The 16,636-nt window shown below is 60.9% G+C and carries 21 protein-coding genes; 8 read left to right on the forward strand and 13 right to left on the reverse strand.

Annotation, left to right across the window (positions count from 1 at the left end):
* Positions 1–2 precede the first annotated feature (2 nt).
* From NGM99_RS12540 to NGM99_RS12555, 4 genes are all read right to left on the reverse strand, one after another.
* Positions 3–1,148, reverse strand: coding sequence for a D-alanyl-D-alanine carboxypeptidase family protein (locus tag NGM99_RS12540; RefSeq protein WP_252820040.1), 1,146 nt, complete (start codon positions 1,146–1,148; stop codon positions 3–5).
* Between the two features lie 103 nt (positions 1,149–1,251).
* The gene (locus NGM99_RS12545; RefSeq protein ID WP_252819407.1) at positions 1,252–2,448 is read right to left on the reverse strand and encodes a septal ring lytic transglycosylase RlpA family protein; all 1,197 of its coding nucleotides are present in this window, start codon (positions 2,446–2,448) and stop codon (positions 1,252–1,254) included.
* A 758-nt stretch (positions 2,449–3,206) separates the two neighbouring features.
* A complete protein-coding gene (locus NGM99_RS12550) occupies positions 3,207–3,395 on the reverse strand; it encodes a hypothetical protein (RefSeq protein WP_252819409.1) in 189 nt (62 codons plus the stop codon).
* A 5-nt stretch (positions 3,396–3,400) separates the two neighbouring features.
* Positions 3,401–3,880 (reverse strand): hypothetical protein, encoded by a 480-nt coding sequence (locus tag NGM99_RS12555; protein ID WP_252819412.1) that lies wholly within the window; start codon positions 3,878–3,880, stop codon positions 3,401–3,403.
* Positions 3,881–4,303: 423 nt separating this feature from the next.
* Between NGM99_RS12555 and NGM99_RS12560 the strand changes: the two genes are divergently transcribed.
* The 4 genes from NGM99_RS12560 (at position 4,304) to NGM99_RS12575 (ending at position 7,178) form a co-directional block, all read left to right on the forward strand.
* Positions 4,304–4,528, forward strand: coding sequence for a hypothetical protein (locus NGM99_RS12560; protein WP_252819414.1), 225 nt, complete (start codon positions 4,304–4,306; stop codon positions 4,526–4,528).
* Between the two features lie 759 nt (positions 4,529–5,287).
* Complete coding sequence (locus NGM99_RS12565) at positions 5,288–5,476, forward strand: hypothetical protein (RefSeq protein ID WP_252819416.1); 189 nt, start codon at positions 5,288–5,290, stop codon at positions 5,474–5,476.
* Between the two features lie 79 nt (positions 5,477–5,555).
* The gene (locus NGM99_RS12570) at positions 5,556–5,891 is read left to right on the forward strand and encodes a hypothetical protein (protein WP_252819418.1); all 336 of its coding nucleotides are present in this window, start codon (positions 5,556–5,558) and stop codon (positions 5,889–5,891) included.
* A gap of 120 nt (positions 5,892–6,011) precedes the next feature.
* The gene (locus NGM99_RS12575; protein ID WP_252819420.1) at positions 6,012–7,178 is read left to right on the forward strand and encodes an AIPR family protein; all 1,167 of its coding nucleotides are present in this window, start codon (positions 6,012–6,014) and stop codon (positions 7,176–7,178) included.
* Between the two features lie 21 nt (positions 7,179–7,199).
* On the opposite strand, the gene NGM99_RS12580 is transcribed toward NGM99_RS12575, so the two are convergent.
* Complete coding sequence (locus tag NGM99_RS12580) at positions 7,200–7,691, reverse strand: hypothetical protein (protein WP_252819421.1); 492 nt, start codon at positions 7,689–7,691, stop codon at positions 7,200–7,202.
* 144 nt (positions 7,692–7,835) lie between these two features.
* Between NGM99_RS12580 and NGM99_RS12585 the strand changes: the two genes are divergently transcribed.
* The 4 genes from NGM99_RS12585 to NGM99_RS12600 all read left to right on the forward strand — a co-directional run bounded on the left by NGM99_RS12585 (position 7,836) and on the right by NGM99_RS12600 (position 9,839).
* Positions 7,836–8,051 carry a hypothetical protein gene (locus NGM99_RS12585; protein WP_252819423.1) on the forward strand — a complete coding sequence of 72 codons (216 nt, stop codon included), beginning with the start codon at positions 7,836–7,838 and terminating at the stop codon, positions 8,049–8,051.
* 272 nt (positions 8,052–8,323) lie between these two features.
* Positions 8,324–9,121, forward strand: a complete 798-nt coding sequence (locus tag NGM99_RS12590) for a Crp/Fnr family transcriptional regulator (protein ID WP_252819425.1) — start codon at positions 8,324–8,326, stop codon at positions 9,119–9,121.
* A 157-nt stretch (positions 9,122–9,278) separates the two neighbouring features.
* Positions 9,279–9,485 carry a hypothetical protein gene (locus tag NGM99_RS12595; RefSeq protein WP_252819427.1) on the forward strand — a complete coding sequence of 69 codons (207 nt, stop codon included), beginning with the start codon at positions 9,279–9,281 and terminating at the stop codon, positions 9,483–9,485.
* A gap of 102 nt (positions 9,486–9,587) precedes the next feature.
* Positions 9,588–9,839 (forward strand): hypothetical protein, encoded by a 252-nt coding sequence (locus NGM99_RS12600; RefSeq protein ID WP_252819428.1) that lies wholly within the window; start codon positions 9,588–9,590, stop codon positions 9,837–9,839.
* 423 nt (positions 9,840–10,262) lie between these two features.
* On the opposite strand, the gene NGM99_RS12605 is transcribed toward NGM99_RS12600, so the two are convergent.
* From NGM99_RS12605 to NGM99_RS12635, 8 genes are all read right to left on the reverse strand, one after another.
* Positions 10,263–10,517: a DUF6894 family protein gene (locus tag NGM99_RS12605; RefSeq protein ID WP_252819430.1), complete on the reverse strand. Its 255-nt coding sequence runs from the start codon at positions 10,515–10,517 to the stop codon at positions 10,263–10,265.
* A gap of 207 nt (positions 10,518–10,724) precedes the next feature.
* Positions 10,725–11,168 carry a Ros/MucR family transcriptional regulator gene (locus tag NGM99_RS12610; RefSeq protein ID WP_252819432.1) on the reverse strand — a complete coding sequence of 148 codons (444 nt, stop codon included), beginning with the start codon at positions 11,166–11,168 and terminating at the stop codon, positions 10,725–10,727.
* 60 nt (positions 11,169–11,228) lie between these two features.
* Entirely contained in the window at positions 11,229–11,474 is a 246-nt protein-coding gene (locus NGM99_RS21940) for a DUF6894 family protein (RefSeq protein WP_435371427.1), read from the reverse strand.
* 625 nt (positions 11,475–12,099) lie between these two features.
* Positions 12,100–12,630: a hypothetical protein gene (locus NGM99_RS12615; protein WP_252819434.1), complete on the reverse strand. Its 531-nt coding sequence runs from the start codon at positions 12,628–12,630 to the stop codon at positions 12,100–12,102.
* A gap of 11 nt (positions 12,631–12,641) precedes the next feature.
* Positions 12,642–12,944: a hypothetical protein gene (locus NGM99_RS12620; protein ID WP_252819436.1), complete on the reverse strand. Its 303-nt coding sequence runs from the start codon at positions 12,942–12,944 to the stop codon at positions 12,642–12,644.
* On the reverse strand, positions 12,937–13,998 hold the full coding sequence (locus NGM99_RS12625) for a phage baseplate assembly protein (protein ID WP_252819438.1): 1,062 nt from the start codon (positions 13,996–13,998) through the stop codon (positions 12,937–12,939). Before NGM99_RS12625 ends, NGM99_RS12620 begins: the two co-directional genes overlap by 8 nt.
* Positions 13,998–16,094, reverse strand: coding sequence for a phage tail tape measure protein (locus NGM99_RS12630; RefSeq protein WP_252819440.1), 2,097 nt, complete (start codon positions 16,092–16,094; stop codon positions 13,998–14,000). The genes NGM99_RS12625 and NGM99_RS12630 overlap by 1 nt, the downstream gene beginning before the upstream one ends.
* Before the next feature lie 2 nt (positions 16,095–16,096).
* On the reverse strand, positions 16,097–16,621 hold the full coding sequence (locus tag NGM99_RS12635) for a hypothetical protein (protein ID WP_252819442.1): 525 nt from the start codon (positions 16,619–16,621) through the stop codon (positions 16,097–16,099).
* Positions 16,622–16,636 lie beyond the last annotated feature (15 nt).

The raw sequence follows: 16,636 nt of genomic DNA on the forward strand, positions 1-16,636 counted from the left end.
CTTTAGGGAACCCAACCGAGCATCAATTCGCCGGCCGCGTCCATGGCCCGCTGCTGCAAGGTACCTGTGCCGATGCTTTCGGCTGCGAAGAGCGGGGTTTCCTGGCTCAACGTGTCGCCGAGCCAGACCCTCAGCTTGCCGATCGGCGCGCCGGTCTCGACCGGCGCCCGGACGGGCCCCTGATACTCGATGCGCGCAACGAGCTTGTCGCGGTTGGCGACCGGCACGAAAAGCGAGACGGGACCGCCAGCCTTGAGCGCGACGGTTGACTTGGTGCCGCCATAGACCGAAGCCTCGCCGACCATCTCCCCTTCAGCGAAAACCGGAAGCTTGCGGAAGGCCCGAAGGCCCCATTCGAGGAGCTTGCGCGATTCGACCGCGCGCTCCTTGTCGCTCGCCATGCCGCTCATCGCCACGAACAGGCGCTTGCCGTCGCGATTGACCGAGCCGACAATCGCGTAGCCGGATTCCTCGGTGAAGCCGGTCTTCATGCCGTCCGCGCCGATATCCATGGCAAGCAGCGGATTGCGGTTGCGCTGCTTGATCTTGTTCCATGTGAAGTCGCGCTGCGAATAGTAGCCGTAGCGGTCCGGATATTCGCGCCAGATATGCATCGCGAGCTGTGCCAGCTCACGCATGGTGACGAGCTGGCCCTCGGCCGGCAGACCGGTGGAGTTCTTGAAAACCGACTTTTCGAGCCCGATCGCGCGGGCGCGCTCGTTCATTAGCGCCGCGAAGTTCTCTTCCGAACCCGCCATGCCTTCCGCGATGACGATGCAGCCATCATTGGCCGACTGGATCACCACGCCCTGGATCAGGTCTTCGAGCCTGATCTGCGAATTCAGCTTGGCGAACATGGTGGAGCCGCCGGAATTCGTACCGCCGGTGCGCCATGCATTCTCACTGACATGGAACATGTCGTCGAGCGCGTTCTGGCCGGTCTTCAGGTTGTGGAAGACGACTTCCATCGTCATCAGTTTGGCGAGCGACGCCGGAGGCACGAGCTTGTCGGCATCCTTGGAAAACAGGATCGTGCCGGTCTCCGCATCGACCATGAAGGCTTGGCCAGCACGGGTCTCGAACGTCTGCGCCGAGGCGACGCCGGTGCCAAGCACCGTCAAGGCCGATGCCGCCAGTGTGGATTTCAGAAGATCGCGCCGATTGACCACGAACTGCCCCTGCTTCTCGTAGTCCCTTCAAGGATAGGCTTAGCGCGGGCAATTGCCGCCCGCAATGTCGACCGGTGTCGTTTCAGCGAATTGTCATCGCGTTCGGTGCGCCGTTCGCCCATGCCGCCTGAAGAAGATCGTTGCCCGCCAAGCGGCCGTCCGACCGAAGGACGACGCTGAATGCGCCGCCGGCCACCTCGACCCGCGCTTCACCGAATTCCGCAAGACGTTCGGCCAAAGTGTCGGCTTCGCGCTTCGAGCGGAAGGTGCCGGCTGCGACGTAGTCGTGCTGTGCCGGGCGGTCGAAGCTCGCGAAGGCGTTCAAGCCGCCATCGGCTTGGCCTGCCGGCGCATAGGACATCACCGCAAACGGGATCTGGTCGGGCGGCGCGAAACCTGGCTTCACCTCAGGCTCGCGATGTGGCTTGCGCTTGGGCGCAGCGACCGGGGCCTCTGGTTTGTTGAAGGCGGGGACGACCTCTGGAAGAGCGACCGGCGTCGGCATGGATGCCGCGACCGGCTGGACATCGGTGGGTACCATCGGCTTCGGCATCGGCGCGCGGCGAACCTTTGGTGCGCTCGGTTGCGAGCCGTTCATGGCGATCATCACGCCGCTCGGCAAGCCATCCATCGAAGGATCGGGCACCCGGCCGCCGGGGCGGTAGGAAGCCATCAGATACTGATCGTCCTGCCCGTCCATGCGAGCACGTCCGACATATTCGACCTCGACCTTGGCCGAGCCGGCCTGCGTATAGCCGAGAAGATCGGCCGCCTTGTGCGAAAGGTCGATGACCCGCCCCTGCTCGTAAGGTCCGCGATCGTTCACACGCACGATGACCGAATTGCCGTTGGCGAGGTTGGTGACACGGGCGTAGCTCGGCAGCGGCATGGTCGGATGCGCGGCCGTCAGGTGCGTCATGTCATAGACTTCGCCGTTCGCCGTCAGGCGGCCGTGAAACGCGTCGCCATACCAGGAGGCCTGGCCGACTTTCCTGTAGTCCTTGTCTTCCTTCGGAAAATACCACTTGCCCTTGACCTGATAGGGCTGGCCGGTCTGGTCGCGACCGCCGCCGCGCGGCAGGTTCGTGCGCAGGGTCGAAACCCGCGGGCTCGCCTTCACGCCATAGATGCTTTCGGCGAAATATTCCTTGGAACGCTTCTTCTTGGTCTCGGCGACCTTGGGTGCGGTCGCGCTGCACGAGGCCAGAAGCCCGGCGGAAACCGCGAATACTGCCACTTTTCCAACGCTGCGCGCTGAGACACCTGTTCGCTGCCGCATCAGCTGAACTTCCCCTCTCACTGCCTTAAGCCACACCGGCAGCCTGTCGAGCCTGCTTCCAATCTTTGTCCCTATCGCTAAATCTTTATCGATAGCTTAACCGGAGTCACGCGCGGTTTGAGCGCGCGATGGCCACGGAAACACTGGCTGGGGACAAGTCTGCGACACCCGCCTTGCGCGAGCCCGGAGTCCTCGCGAATTTTATGTCCGGGCACCCGATCCCGTTCTCGTCGCCGGCATGTGGATAAGTGTTGTGGGACGGGTGGCCGCTCGAGAAACTCGGCCCAAGTCAAAATGAAACATTCCGCTTGCCCTAATCCAACCACATTGACGACAGGCTCCGCCGAGCGCTAAAGCCCTCCCCAGAACCGCCGCCAAGCAGGCGAAAAACGCCGGAGGGATGGCCGAGCGGTTTAAGGCACCGGTCTTGAAAATTGGCGATGGCCGTATCCTTTCTGACCAGCCCTGATCAAAAAGCGCGCATTTACGCGGTTCGCCTTCATCGCTCGTGATAGAAAAGTTCAGGCCTGATCAGTCGGGAATTTTCCGTCCGGTGCCAACTCCGGTGCCAAAAACGAGAACGGGGTGCCGTCTCCGACACCCCGTCATCCGATTGCTACTCCGGATAGAGCAGGCCCTTCGCAAGGACCTTGAACATACCCAGAGAGTGCTGACCGCGCAAATAAAAGCGCGCGCCTGGATGCCAAGCGCGCGCTCTTCTGGAGGTCTTTGCTAGGGACCGATCTGCTGCCAGCACCCTACCCCGGATCGGCCCACTTCAGCAAGCGGACGCATATCCTGAACAGGACGATGCAGACGGTCGCGCGCCGCCCGGCAAGTATTGTTCCCGGTCGGAACAATACCCATTCGCCGTTGACCTGGTGCAGCGGGGTGATGGCCTCCATCAGCCACCGCGCCGGGATGGTGATCGCGAACGCGATGAGCATTCGAATCATGCTGCGGCCTCGACGAGCGTGCGGATGAGATCGCCCACCCACTTGTCGCAGCCCTTCAGATCCTCCCGCTGCATGGCGAGCTGGGCTTTAGCCTGCGCGTCGGCAAGCGTGATGATCGGCGCCGAGTAGACGGCCGCCTCAGCCTCGAGAATCGCCGCGAAAGCATCTTCCTTCAGCTTGTCGAGCGCCTCGCCGCCCGCTGCGGCATACTTCTCATAGTCGACGCGAGGGACAGGCACGCCCAGAAGCGAAATCGGCTTGGGGTCGAGTGAAGATTGCTCGAGCCGGTCGACAGCAGCCCCTGCCCGTTCATATCGAGCGAAGGCCTCAACTTCGAGGCGCAGAAGCGTCGCCAGCGCCTTCGATACGCCGGATGGTGGCAGAGTGGCGGAAGCGCCTAGCGCACGACCTGAGGCAGCTGTGGCGGAAAGAACGGGTATCGCCGCGAGCGCGGCACGGCGGGAGAGTTTGGTCATCTCAGTTCTCTCGGTTCGAACCAGCTTTCTAGGGCTGGCGAAGTGAAAGGGTGGGACGGCCCTCCTCTTCACTTCCTCGCAGATGGCGGACCTGCAGCCGGGGGCTAGAAACCAGCCGAGAGACTGGCGCGACGCTTTTATGGGTTGCCCCACTGGACAGAACGGCGCCCCCCGGCCATAAAGGTCGGGTTCGGAGCCGCGCCGCCAAGCGCGTCCGTCAAAATCCCAACTTGGTTGGAATTTCAGTCACCGCAGCCCAACGCCGCCAAGCGTCAGGGCGATCCTCGCCAAAGGATGTTGCGGTCTATCTCGGTCCGGGTTTCTAGGCCCACGGACACCCTGCCCTCACATCGTTAACATTGCAAGCACTCCCCTCGGGGGGAGCGAGCTTGCGCGCGTGAACGTGATGGGTGATGTTCCGGCATGACCGAACGTGAACGCGAGACAATCAAGCTTCAGGCTAACTATGCGAACGGCCTCGCCTTGGTAGCAGCTGGTGCCGGGGGATTCGCTCCGATGATCGCTCTTGGCAGCAAGCTGCATCCCGTTTGGCTGATTGCGGGCCTTTCAATATTTGTCGCGGGAATGTGGCTGAGCTCGTCTCTTCACAAACACGCCATGCAGATCCTGCAGAAGCTGCCAAACTGATCGCGAGCGGGCAGCCGTCGGACGGTTCGGCGTGATGTCGACCATTCGGCCACGGTGGCCGTATGGTCCATCCGCGCAAATCTGCACGGATCATTCAGAACTGGATCATATGGCCACCATGGCCGGATGATAGGTGCGCTCACTTCTGAGCCGACCGATCCAAATCTGGATTGGATGACCATTTAGCGACCGCGGCTATTTGGTCCGCGAAAGCAAAACAGCTGACACGGTTAGGACCGCGCAGATTTGCGCGCACCTCGGTCTGTCCAGATTTGGACGCACCTCGATCGCCCCAGATTTGGGGGCATTGGTCTTCTCCCCAGTTTTGGGGGAAAGAGTGTCGGCACCGTCAGCCTTTCGCGCAGTTTTGCGCGAAAGTCCTGGCCTCCAATAACCTCTAACTTATCGGAGGCCAGCCCGGTACCATTGCGCGAGGATCCGTGATCATCGCCCTCGCCCGCCGCACGAGGTCGCACTGCTCTGGCTGCAGCTTCTTCCACTGCGGCGTCGTCAGGCCGACCGATAGAGCGCACTGCCGTTCGAGCCTGAAGTGCCTTGCCGTTCCCCTCACCTGCCTGCACTGCTGACTGTTGAGCTTCTGGCAGAGGCCGATGCCGGGAAGCTCGATCGCCTCTAGGCAGCCAGACACGTTGAAGTGGGGGATGGGGGCGCCGGTCATCCAACTATGTTGCCATCTCGACGCGCCTCCGCCAACGGGCATGCCTTGCGGCAGACGGCGACTCCATTCACGGTGCCACCATGAAGGAACGTCGCGTAACCGCCACACAGCTTGAAGCAGCCGCTCGGATCGCGAAGAGCCATGGCGTTTCGATCACGCTCAAGACCGACGGCACGGCCGTCGTGTCGCCGCTGAGCGCTGACCAGCTCGCAGATCAGGAGGTCGAGCGCGAATTCGCTGACTACCAACGAAAGCACGGCTACCTCTGACTGATGAGGAAGCCGCTGCGGTGGGATTGATAGCAAGGGCAGCCTTGCGCTTTGCGCGGTTGACGGCGAACTTGACGGTATGGACCCAACTCTCGTTTCGCTCGCTTCCGTTGCACTCGGTGGTGTGATCGGTATCACCGGAACGATCGCCACGACGGCGATGCAGGGAGCGCGAGAAGAGCGACGTCACCGCCGTGAACTTGCTGCGCAGTTCGCCCTCGCGGAGTGGAAGCATGCGCACGAGGCGATAAAAGATATGGGTGGAGCAGCTGGTTCGCTCGACCTCCATCTGATCCGGATGACGAAGATCCTTCAACTGATAGAAACGGGCGAACTGACGTCTGAGAAACTCATTGAGTTGAACGCCGAGAGCCGTCAGCTTTTTGAAGCACTACGTGCTGCCGAGCAAGAATAGCGGACGACCGATGCTTGACTTCCTTTAGGTCCTGCCCCAGCTTCTCCGCATCGACTCGCTTTGGGTCGCCCTGGTGGGCGCGCTCGTGACCGGCGGTCGGTGGTAACAAGGAGAACTGCCATGACTGCTTCACAGCAGAACGACACCTTTGTGCTGTCTTACAACAGCTGTCGCAACATCAGTGCCCCCGAGGATGACGCCGCAGGTCGGAAGGTCTACTCCGGGCATGCCCCCGCCACCTCTGTCCTGGATCTCGACGACAACGAGAACGTTCGCGAGTATCTCGTGGATGCCCGCGGGAAGCAGAAGCGCACTCCTACCCTCGTCCATCAAGCCATCCGCAAGACCCTGCGCGATCAGCCCGACCAGTTTAGCATCCTGAATGGCGGAATCGTGCTTGTCGCGCGCAGCGCTGTCGTCGATGACAAGGAGAAGGTCATCCGTCTGACCGATGCCAGCATCATCAACGGCTCGCAGACGCAGGGTGAACTGAAGCGCTACTTTGCAGAGGTGCAGGGCGGCATGGTGCCGAGCATCCGGTACGAGCTGATCGTCTGTGATGATGATGACCTCATCGCGGAAATCTCGATCGCGCGGAACTTCCAGAACGATGTGCGCGCGATCTCGATTGCCGGCAGGCGCGGTCAGCTCGATGACCTCGAGGCGTCTATCCAGCGCGTCGACACTAGCATCAAGCTGCGCAAGTCGGAAACGGATCTGACGGCTGACGGCGAGTTTCTGGATACGGAAAAGCTTATCCAGGTCATCTTTGCCCTGCTGCCCGAGCCTATGCTGCGGAAGATGGATGCGCAGGCGGATCCGAGCAACAAGGTTTTCACTTATGCTCAGAAGACCCGCTGCCTGCGCCTCTACCAGAAGCTGGTGGAGGACGGACCGCGTGAGGTCTATCAGTGTTTCCTAGATCTCGCTCCGATCGCGTGGGAGCTCTATCAGGGCTGGAAGGCGCACCAGGGTTTCCGCGGCACCCGCATTCGCTCGATTGAGCGGGATAACGGCGAGATCATCGAGGTGCCGGACGGCGTGATCTTTCCGATCATTGCAGCGATGTCTGCATTCGTGACGCAGAATGACGAGGGTCGCTGGATCGTCCGTACGCCTAAGATGTTCAACGATGCTGAGATGATCAGCGCTGCGAAGCAGGCCTACATGAACATCGCGGATCACAATCCGCAGACGATGGGCAAGAACCGGGCCTGCTACGCCACGCTGCAGCAGATCACCGACATCTACGCCCGCCTGGCAAACAAGGTGGACCTCTTCTCGTAAGGTCTCGCGAGACGAGGCGGCTCAGGCCGCCTCTCTCAACAATTGCCGAGGATTTGCCAGCTGCCACAGGATGACGCTGGCGATCGCCGCCGACTTCGGGCAATCGCGGGCGGCCACCGTCGCCCAAGCGCGGATCTCGCCAAGATCGAGCTGATCGAACGCATCGAAGAGCGCACCGTCGACCGTGACAAGCCCCGACAGCACGACGCGCGACACGGCCGTGATGATGTCGGCCTCGAGTGCGGTCGCGTTGCCCTTGCTCTCGACGATCAGCCGGAGGACCAGCTCAAGGTGCGGTTCGCCGTGTGTCTGCCCGATCCACTTCAGCGTCTTTCGGGCAAAGCACTGGCCGGGCGCGCGGTCGGCGCGCGCTTCCGTCATCGGTGGCAAGCGGACACCCACGCGGGCCGCCACAGCGAACACATCGCAGGGATACGCCTGGCCGGGCATCGGCCGCTGCCGGCCGTTCACCGACTTCGGCGCCAAGCTGTTCGCCGCCATTTGATTGTTCATGAAAACGCACCCTGCCGACGCGATGTCGTTCAAGATAATGGAACGGACAGACAAGTTCCAGCTGTGCTCGCATGCGGGGATGCGTCGTTGCCTCCTACTGAACAGACCCTCTGCGCCCTATGTATGATCTCAGAGGATGCCACCATGCGCTTTTACACGCTCAAGCGATCTGCCGACGGGAAACTGTTCGGGGTGACTGCCGGCTCTCGCGACACAGCGATCGAGTATCTGGCTGACCTGGCGGATGAAGATCTTACCTTAGACGTGTTTGATACGATCCCGCCATTTCTCCTCAGTGATCAAGATGATCGAGCGGGCAGGACAAGGTTTGTCATACCCGTGTTTCGACGAGTGTTGTGACGCCGTATTCGGACTTGGGTGATCGACTCTAAGTAAGGGCGCACTTGCCATCAGCCGAGTCCAGCGACAGGGCTTCAGACACAGAATAAAAATGCGGTGAAATGGTAATTGCTCGACAGCGAAAGCAAATCATAATGCGCTTAAATCAACTTAGGTTAACTTATTGTCCTACCTTGTAATATAAGGTGCTCCCATCGGCGACATGTCTGAACCAGGCGTCGCTGGCTGGGAGAGACAATCACGCTTCCGCCTGCCCTTGCAGGAATGAAGCCATGTCTTCGCACTCAAGCGGGCCTGTTGGCGTGTTTACGTTTCGGCTGAATGCCGTTTCAAACCTATCGAGCCCTATCAGCTACGCCTTGGGACGCCTCGTCGGCAATGTGCGGACCTTCCCCGCGCATCAGGACATCGTGCGCCAAGGAGACCGGCCGTCGCAGTGCTGTGTTGTCCTTCGCGGCTGGGTCAGTCGCAACAAGGTACTCGAAGGCGGCGTCAGGCAGATCACGGCCTTGCATATTCCAAGCACGATCCCGGATCTGCAAAGTCTCATGCTGCCTCAGATGGATCACAACATCACCACGGTCACCTCAGTGGAGGCCGGCTTCATTCCCCACTCTGCGCTCAGGCACCTGATGACCGAGTTTCCGTCCCTTGCTCTAGCTTTCTGGAAAGAGACATTGATCGATGGGGCCATCGCACGCGAGTGGGAAGTCAACCTCGGCAGTCGGCCCGCCGCCCAGCGCATCGCCCATCTCTTCTGTGAGATGGCCACGCGTTTGGAGCATGTCGGTCAGGCTGATCGTATTGAGAATGCGCTGTCCTTCCCGTGGCCGCTAACGCAGGGTCAACTGGGAGAAGCGACTGGTTTGTCCGCGATTCATATCAATCGGACTTTGCAGGAACTGCGTGCACGCGGACTTATCGAGTTCACGCGGCAGCAAGTGCAGATCACTGACCTGGATAGACTGACGCACTTCGCTGGGTTCAACCCGGATTACCTTTTGAGCGAGAAGCCCGGGCAATCGGCATCGCTCATCGATGCATATGAGCGAGCTGTAGCCTCGATCTGAGTAAACATTTTAGGACGCAGTTCGCAGGGTTTGGATCAATGGTCACACATACCTTGGAGCCCTCAACGCATAACGGCCGGGGCCAGATAAAGCCGCTGACGGGCATCGCGATAGTCTCCACTGCCCAGTGCCTGCACATATCGAAATGATTGCAGAAATGACTGACGAGGTAGCTGGACTTGAAGACGAGGCCAAGCATTTGCGAGCGATCATCGCGAATTGCGAGGCGGCAACAAGAACCGAAGCCAGGGCAACAAGCAAGGTTCGTTCTGACGGCAGCCTCATGGCGTTCCGCAACCGGCTGATGGTTGTCGAACTTCGCATCAAAAAGATCAAGTTCAGGCCGTTGCGTCTGGTGGAATGATCGAACGCCCGTGAAGGATGACAACGAAAAGTGTGATCCGAGTACGGGTTGATATCCGCTGTCTGCTTCTATCTCACCGCCCGGTGAAACGGAGGGCCAGCTGTGTCGAAGATCGTTCCCTGGCATCATCAGGAACCCACGCCTGATGACATTGAACATCTGATCGTACGTCAGTCCGAGAACGGCCACTTCAAGCTATCAGCTAAGCTCCACGGCGAACCCGACGAGTTCGAAGTGACTGGGCAGAGTTACACGACCATGACACGCGCTCTGGAAGCTGCGCACTCGTTCGCGAAGTCGATGAAGGTCGATCACATCTATCTGCTGCCCAAGCAGCATGCCGTCGAGGATTAGCGGTGCGCTGACTCTCTGCGCCGCAGTTCGATACGTCCTTCGCTAAAGCCATCCATCCACGCCATCCGAAGATGCCGGAATGGGAAGGGTGGGCAGTCTACCGCATACTTGGCAGGATTGGTGCCGGCTGCCCGGCCGAGCGCACGCGCATCGTCGTGGCTCATATCGTCTGACAGCGGATCGTTGGTGCTCATCAGTCACAACGTCAGAGCGGAAGCAAAGCCCGTCCAGTGTTTGGCCACCGGACGGGCCCTTGTCGGCATCTCAACTTCCGGGGTGCAGAAGCCGAGAGGCGCGGCCCCGATAGCTGACTGCTTCTTACGGATTGATAAAAAACCCGCCCAGCGTGGTGACACCGGACGGGTAAGGTCGGGATTAGCCTCGCAAGAGAGTGTGGGAGGCATGACTGCAAGCGTGAGGCGTTCACTCAGTTCCATTGCCACCCAACCACAGCCCGGCGAATGTAAGCGTCGCAGAATAGACCGGTGCCCCCGCCTCATCCTTCACCAGCACCGTGAACGCTTGTCGGTCACCATCCTTCGGGATCTCTTCTCGAGCGATCGAAGGCAGCACCCTCATCGCTTCGAGCCGGACCTCCTCATGGGAGACGCAGTCGTGTCCGTGATCGTCCACGATGTGCGTGCCGTTCTCAAAGGTGTCGAAGAAATAAAGAGGCATCACGCTCCCGTACGATCTCAAACCACGATCTGCTTTGACATAAAGCAGTGCAGGCAACAGAAAACCCGCCTGGCTATCACCAGACGGGCTTAGAGCTCGGAAACTCTATCCTTGCCGGGAGCATTGCTCCCGAGACATGAAACTACGGGCCGGCGGCTAGGATAGTTTCGCCCATACTGGGAGACCCAGGATATGGGGTGCGCATCCCTACGCCTTGGAGCGCTTCTTCGCTGCTTTCGTCCGATCTGCCCTCCGGGCGTTGCCTAGCCCAATACGTTTCGCATTCTCAGAGCGGGCTTCCGCATAGTCGGGCGCGGTCATCGGGTAGCTTGCGGGAAGTCCCCACTTTCTCCGGTATGCGTCTGGTGTAAGTCCAAGGCGTCCCAAGTGCGGTTTCAGCATCTTGTAAGCCTTGCCGTTTTCGAGGCTGATGATGTGATCAGGGAAGACCGAGCGCTTCGGGTTTACTGCCGGCTTCTGGCCCGCCGCAACCTGTTGCGAGGGAACGCGCAACGGCTGCACGGTTGCTGCAGCAGCGATCCCACGATGCACGTCGGCGATAAACTTAGGCAGCTGGTCTAGCGCAACATGGTTGTTGCCGATGTAAGCACAGACGATGTCGGCGGTCTCATCAAGGAAATCGACGCTCATGGAAATGCCTGGTTGCGGTTTCTCGCGACCCTCCTACGTCGATGATGGGGACACAAGGGCCTATCGGTCTTCAACGCTGACCGAGATGACGCACGTCACCCGATCGTTCTCATCGGTGACGAACATCTGCCACTCATTGCCGTCCCACCGATCAGTGCCTGTCTTGGCGAGCATCTCTCCCACCTGCTTCAGCGCTTCACGCCGTGCTTCCTTGCGCGAGCATATCTGCCTGCCCTCGTTGTCGGGCTCAAACCGACCATGGCGGACGTGAAAGAAGAACGGGCTTGTTCGATGAGCTGGCGCCATAGCTAGCAGCACCCCTGACGAGTCGAAACTACGATAGCCAGCGTGCCAAGGGTGTCAGCTACGACCTGCCGTCAGGGTTTCCTGAAAATTAACGGAGCGCGCGAGGTTTTATGCAAAAAACCCCAGACCCGACCGAAGCCGAGCCTGAGGCTTTAGGCTGCTCGTTTGCAGGGAGCAACGCGGGCTTCGTAGCATGGCTATCCTTAGGGAATGTGATCTTCCGCACAAAGTGATGGCCCAATCAGCGAAAGCATTCCCGATCTAAACAATAGTTAGGATTGGCAAAGCAGCCAGCGTCTGATTCATTCTCAGCGCTGGCTACTCCCTGCAAGCTGTGGCCGGCGGATAACCCGGCGCCTTCCCTACCAACCCCCAAGGCAGGCGCCGGGCCCCCAGTTCTGAGACATGAAGAGCTCCAGAACGGACCACCCCTCTACCTATCCGGAGCTCTTCTGACGGCGCCGGGATCAGACGACACCGCGCCCGTAGTATGTGCTCTTAACATTTGGTAGGCAACGGGCGCGCTTATCCGGCATAACTCGCCAGTTCCGTCTCGACCTTCGCCGGCAGTCCCAGTCCCTCGTCCACCTTCCGGCAGACGGTATTAAGGTCAGAGGGCATCCCGCTACTTGATACTGATCGCCCGCTCCATCTCATGCAGCAGGCGCGGCACCACGTACTTGTCGGCGATCTCGATCACCAGCTCGGCGTACTCATCAAGGTTGCGGTTGATGTGCTCGGCAATGTTCACACCATAGAGCTCGCGGATCGGCAGGCGTTTGTCGCTGGTGCGCATGAAGACGCCCACATGGCCGCTCTTCATCGTCTGCACGAATGCCCCGTGATGGCGGCCGGCGCGCTTCATCATCGCCTGCAATCGGCCAGCCTTGCCCGCCGTTTGCTTATAGCGCGTCAGCCATCTCGTCCTGACCTGTAGCTCCTCTGCATCGTTCGCGAAGCCCACCGTCATCTGACCCTTGAACAGGTGCTGCGCGGCTTTGGTTCGCTGGGAAGCGTGGCGGGCGATCTGTGTCTTCATCATGCCACGGACTCGGCCAAGCGCCCGCTGTGCCACCTTGGCTTTCAGGTCTGCTGGCATCTGGTTAAGCATCCGCTCCACGCGCGCGAAGTCATCAGCCTGGATCATGAAAGCCATGGTGTTTCCTCCTAGTGCGCCACGGTGGACGGCTCGCCCATCGAAAGCAGCGCCTGCGCCTTCATGCCTTGCGCCTGCTTGTCGAAGATCGCTTGGCACTCGCTGAGGTCTACGCCTGTCACGGTCTCGGCGATCTCGTTGAGCGCCTTCGAAAGCGCGCTGTAAAGGTCGATCTGCTTGACGATATGGGGCACGCGGTCGGCTTCTTCGGGCAGTGCCAAGGTGTGGAGCATCAGTGCGACGACACCCTCATGTGCCTCGCTCAAGGCCTCGTCGAAGCGGTCAGCGTCGACGAAGTGCGGTTCGTCAGTCATCGCTATCGATCCTGTATGTGGGTTCGAGGGCAGCCGGGGTGTCCCAGCCGGTGCTTGATTTGCCCCGCGGGTTCTCGCCACCCAGCGCGCGGGGATCCTGCAGGTTCAATGTGGTAGTCGTGCCGTTGTCCGCATCCTGAACGAGCGCCACGTCGCTGACGATCATGTCCTGAGCGATCCCGAGCCAGTCGCTTTCGACGGGGACAATGAAGTTGCGGGTCCAGAGGGTGCCGCCAGCGTCACGCCAACCGGGCACAGTGATTGTCGCGCTTGTGCCTCTGCCAGCGCCCCTGCGCGCCTCCCAGGCAGCGCGCCTCTTCAGGTTGATCGAGTTGGCCTCTCCTTCGTAGATGATGATCAGCGGGCGCTTGCGTCTGACGCCTGGGTCAATCGCTTCCGCCTCGGGGCGGAGCGCAGAGCCGGTCACACCAATCGAAGACTGTCCGCGCACTTTGACGCTGGAATGCCTGGTCGCCCCGGACAACTGCGCGGACGCCTCGATGATGTTGTGGCCTTGTGTGAGCGCACCGACGTGACGGCCGTCCGGCTTGCTGGCTAGGCGAAGCTTTCCCTTCGGCGTGTCGTAGATGAGGATGCCTTCGCCGCGCGCCACATCCTCGATCGTGTCGAATAGCGTTTCGCCCAGATTGATCTTGTGGCGTGGTTTGGTTTCGCTTTCGACGTCACCCTCGATGCCGATGCCAAGCGTGTCGAACGCCTTCGCCACTCCCATGATGTCGACGTTCACGGCGAGGCCTGTCGGATGGTCGATCGAGCATTCGGTGGCGTCGATCGTCCGGCTGACAAAAGACACCTCATAGGAGCGGTCTTCTGGGTTCATGCTGGGCTGGATCGAGCCGACATAGCCCGTGCCCCAGCGCTCGCCGGAGACATCGATGGTGGCGGGCTCGTCGTAGATGCATGGCAAGCCCGGCTCGTTCCAGGCTATCGAGAACGAAGCTTCGCGGACTGCCTCGCGCGCGGACGAGCGAAGCGAGCAGCGGGTGTGCGGCAGCTGCCGTCCGCCCACGGTGAGAACAACGCTTTCCAGCATCAGCGCGGCCCGCCATAGCTCGGGCTGCCTGCATTGGGCATGGAGGGCCCAAGATTGCGAGCCGGTGCCCCGCCGCTGCCTGGGTTCGTGATCCTCGCATTGATCGTCAGACTGCTCAGCTCGCGCGCAACTCTGGTGCCAGCATCCTCGATGGCCCTGGCGGCCTGATCGCCCGCTTGCTGCAGCCGGTCAGCGGCGTCTGCGACCGATCGGCCAGCATCCCTGCCGCCGTCGGACATCGCGTTGCGCAGCGCATCCACGTCGTTGGAGATGGTGCCAGACAGATCCATCGTATCGGGCAGCGAGCGGGGGTTGCGCGATGGCGTGGGCAGCACCGATGTCGTCGGCCAGTGACGCGTAATGTCCGGCCACTCGGCAGCCGGCGCGGCTCCATGCCGGCCGCCTCGACCCGGTGGCGGGACGGATGCTGCATTGAATCGGGTGTCCCGATCCTCCTCAACGATGATCTTGGGCTCGGATACAAGACCATCGCCGCGGAGGAAGTCGCGCTCGGAGAGGTCGCGGTCGGACAGCACCTGCGCGTTGCGTCGGTTCTCCGCCGCACGCCGAGCGGAGCGTCGCTGCGCTGCATCCCATGGCGTGGCGACAAAGCCGCCGTTCTCTTCCTTCATCGCATCGGGGATGCTCGCATAGGGCACATCGGCGGGTTCGAGCAGAGAGGAAGGATTCGAGATGCCTTCGCGGATGATCTCGATGCCACGCGCCACGCTGTTGATGCCGGTCGAGATGTCATTCACGATCTTCGCCGTGTCGCGGAAGAAGTCGCCGATGCTTGAGCCTGACGTGTTGAGGTTCAGCAGCTCGCCGATCTTGGTGGCAAGGTCACCGACAGCCGCCGAGGCCGCATCAAACTCGTTCATGTCGATCTGCGTGTGGAAGTTCTCCAAGCCGTGGTCAATCTCCTCGACGAGCTTCTTGGCGCCTTCCAGACCCGCCTTCATTGCAGGCATACCGCGCATGCCGACATCGATCGCAAGCTCGCCGACCTGGTTCTTGAACAGCTGCCACTGCGATTCCATGGTCTTCAGCTTGATCTGGTAGGCATTGCTCAACGAGCCGAACCAGTCCTTGCTGTCCACGTAGTCGAAGTTCTTGATCAGCTCGTCCATGCCACCGGCGAGACGCTGCACCTCGTCGGAGAAACCTTGACCGAGGATTTTGCTCAGGATGTCGGCCTGCTTGAACTTGTCCAGTTCGCGAACGCGCTTCAAGAAGTCGATCAGCGCGCCACGCGCGTCCTTTTTGAGCAGATCGGTGAACTTGTCGGCGCTGCCATAGAGCTCTTTGAAAGCAGCGCGGGACGGCTTCGTAGCTTCCGGCGTCAGAAGTTTAGTGCTGAGCGTGCCCATCGCTCGGGCTGCCACGTCAGCGGGCAGCTTTAGGTTCAGGAGCGTTGAACCGAGGGCCGCCACATCCTCTTTCGCGAGGCCGAGGTTCCGCAATGGTGCAGCGGCATTGTCGAGGAACTTCACAATGTCACGCTCGTCGGCGATGCCGCTGTCCGCCAGTCCGTTGATAAGGTCGAAGTATCGCTCCATCTCGGCAATCGGAACGCCCATCGAGACCTTGAAGCCTGCGGCGGCATTTCCGACGTCTTCCGCACTCATCTCGAAGCCGTCAGCCGCTGTCGCGGAAAGCCTTGCGAACTCGCGCAGATCATCAAGCGGCAACCCAGCTGCGGCGCCGCGCTCATAGGCACTGAGGATTTCCTCAAGTGGCATGGCCAACTCGCCGCTGGTGGCGAGCTTGCGCGCCTCGTCGCCGAGCTTGGCCGCTTCCTCGGCGGTGCCACCGAGCTTCTTCTGGATGCCAGCAAGGCGGGACTCGTAGTCGGCCGCCGACTTCGCCACCCCGACGAACCCGGCGCCGATCGCGAGCGCACCAGCGGTCTTGCCGTAGGCGAGCAGCGCGCTTTCGGACGATGCCATGGTCTTCGATAGCGCAGCCTGTGTGCGATTGAAGGCGCCAGTCTGCCGCTCGACTTCCCTGATCTTCTTCCGCGCCTGCTCGAACGCGGCCATGGAGCCGAGTTTGGACTGAATCTTGAGGGTGGCTGTGACCTCTCGGTTTGCCATGATCAGTTCTCCTCTTCGGCTTCAGATGCGCGCTTAATCTCGTCTGGTCCGATACCGACCACGATCGTTGAAGCCAGTTCGTCGAGGCACTCGTGGACGGCCGCGCGGATCGTCGCCTCGATCTCGGCCGCGCTGGTCAGCCCAAGCACCCGCGGTGCCAGTTTGGTTGGAATGGCGAGGAGCTTTGCCCGCACCCTCGCGAAGGCGGCCGTGATACCTGCCAGCACCTCGTCGCGTGGCAGCAGCTGGTTCCGGAGCCGCGCGGTGCGCATGCGCTGCTCGTCGAGCGCGGCCTCGGTCTTCTCGCGCTTGGCAGTCGTCAGACGCAGCTCTTCACGCTTCTGCTCTGCGTTCTCACCGCCGGCCTTCAGGTAAGCGACATAGGCCTGCACCGTGCGCTCGACGGACCACTTTCCGCGGGAAACAGGTTCGGGGATCGTGCCGGCCTTCGACAGGCGGCCCAAATGCACCTCGGAGAGCCCGCAGATGCGGCCCATCTCAAGCGTGGAGACTGTCAGCGTTTCCAACATAACATGCCTTTT

The sequence above is a fragment of the Mesorhizobium liriopis genome, assembly GCF_024053505.1.
GTDB lineage: Bacteria > Pseudomonadota > Alphaproteobacteria > Rhizobiales > Rhizobiaceae > Mesorhizobium_B > Mesorhizobium_B liriopis.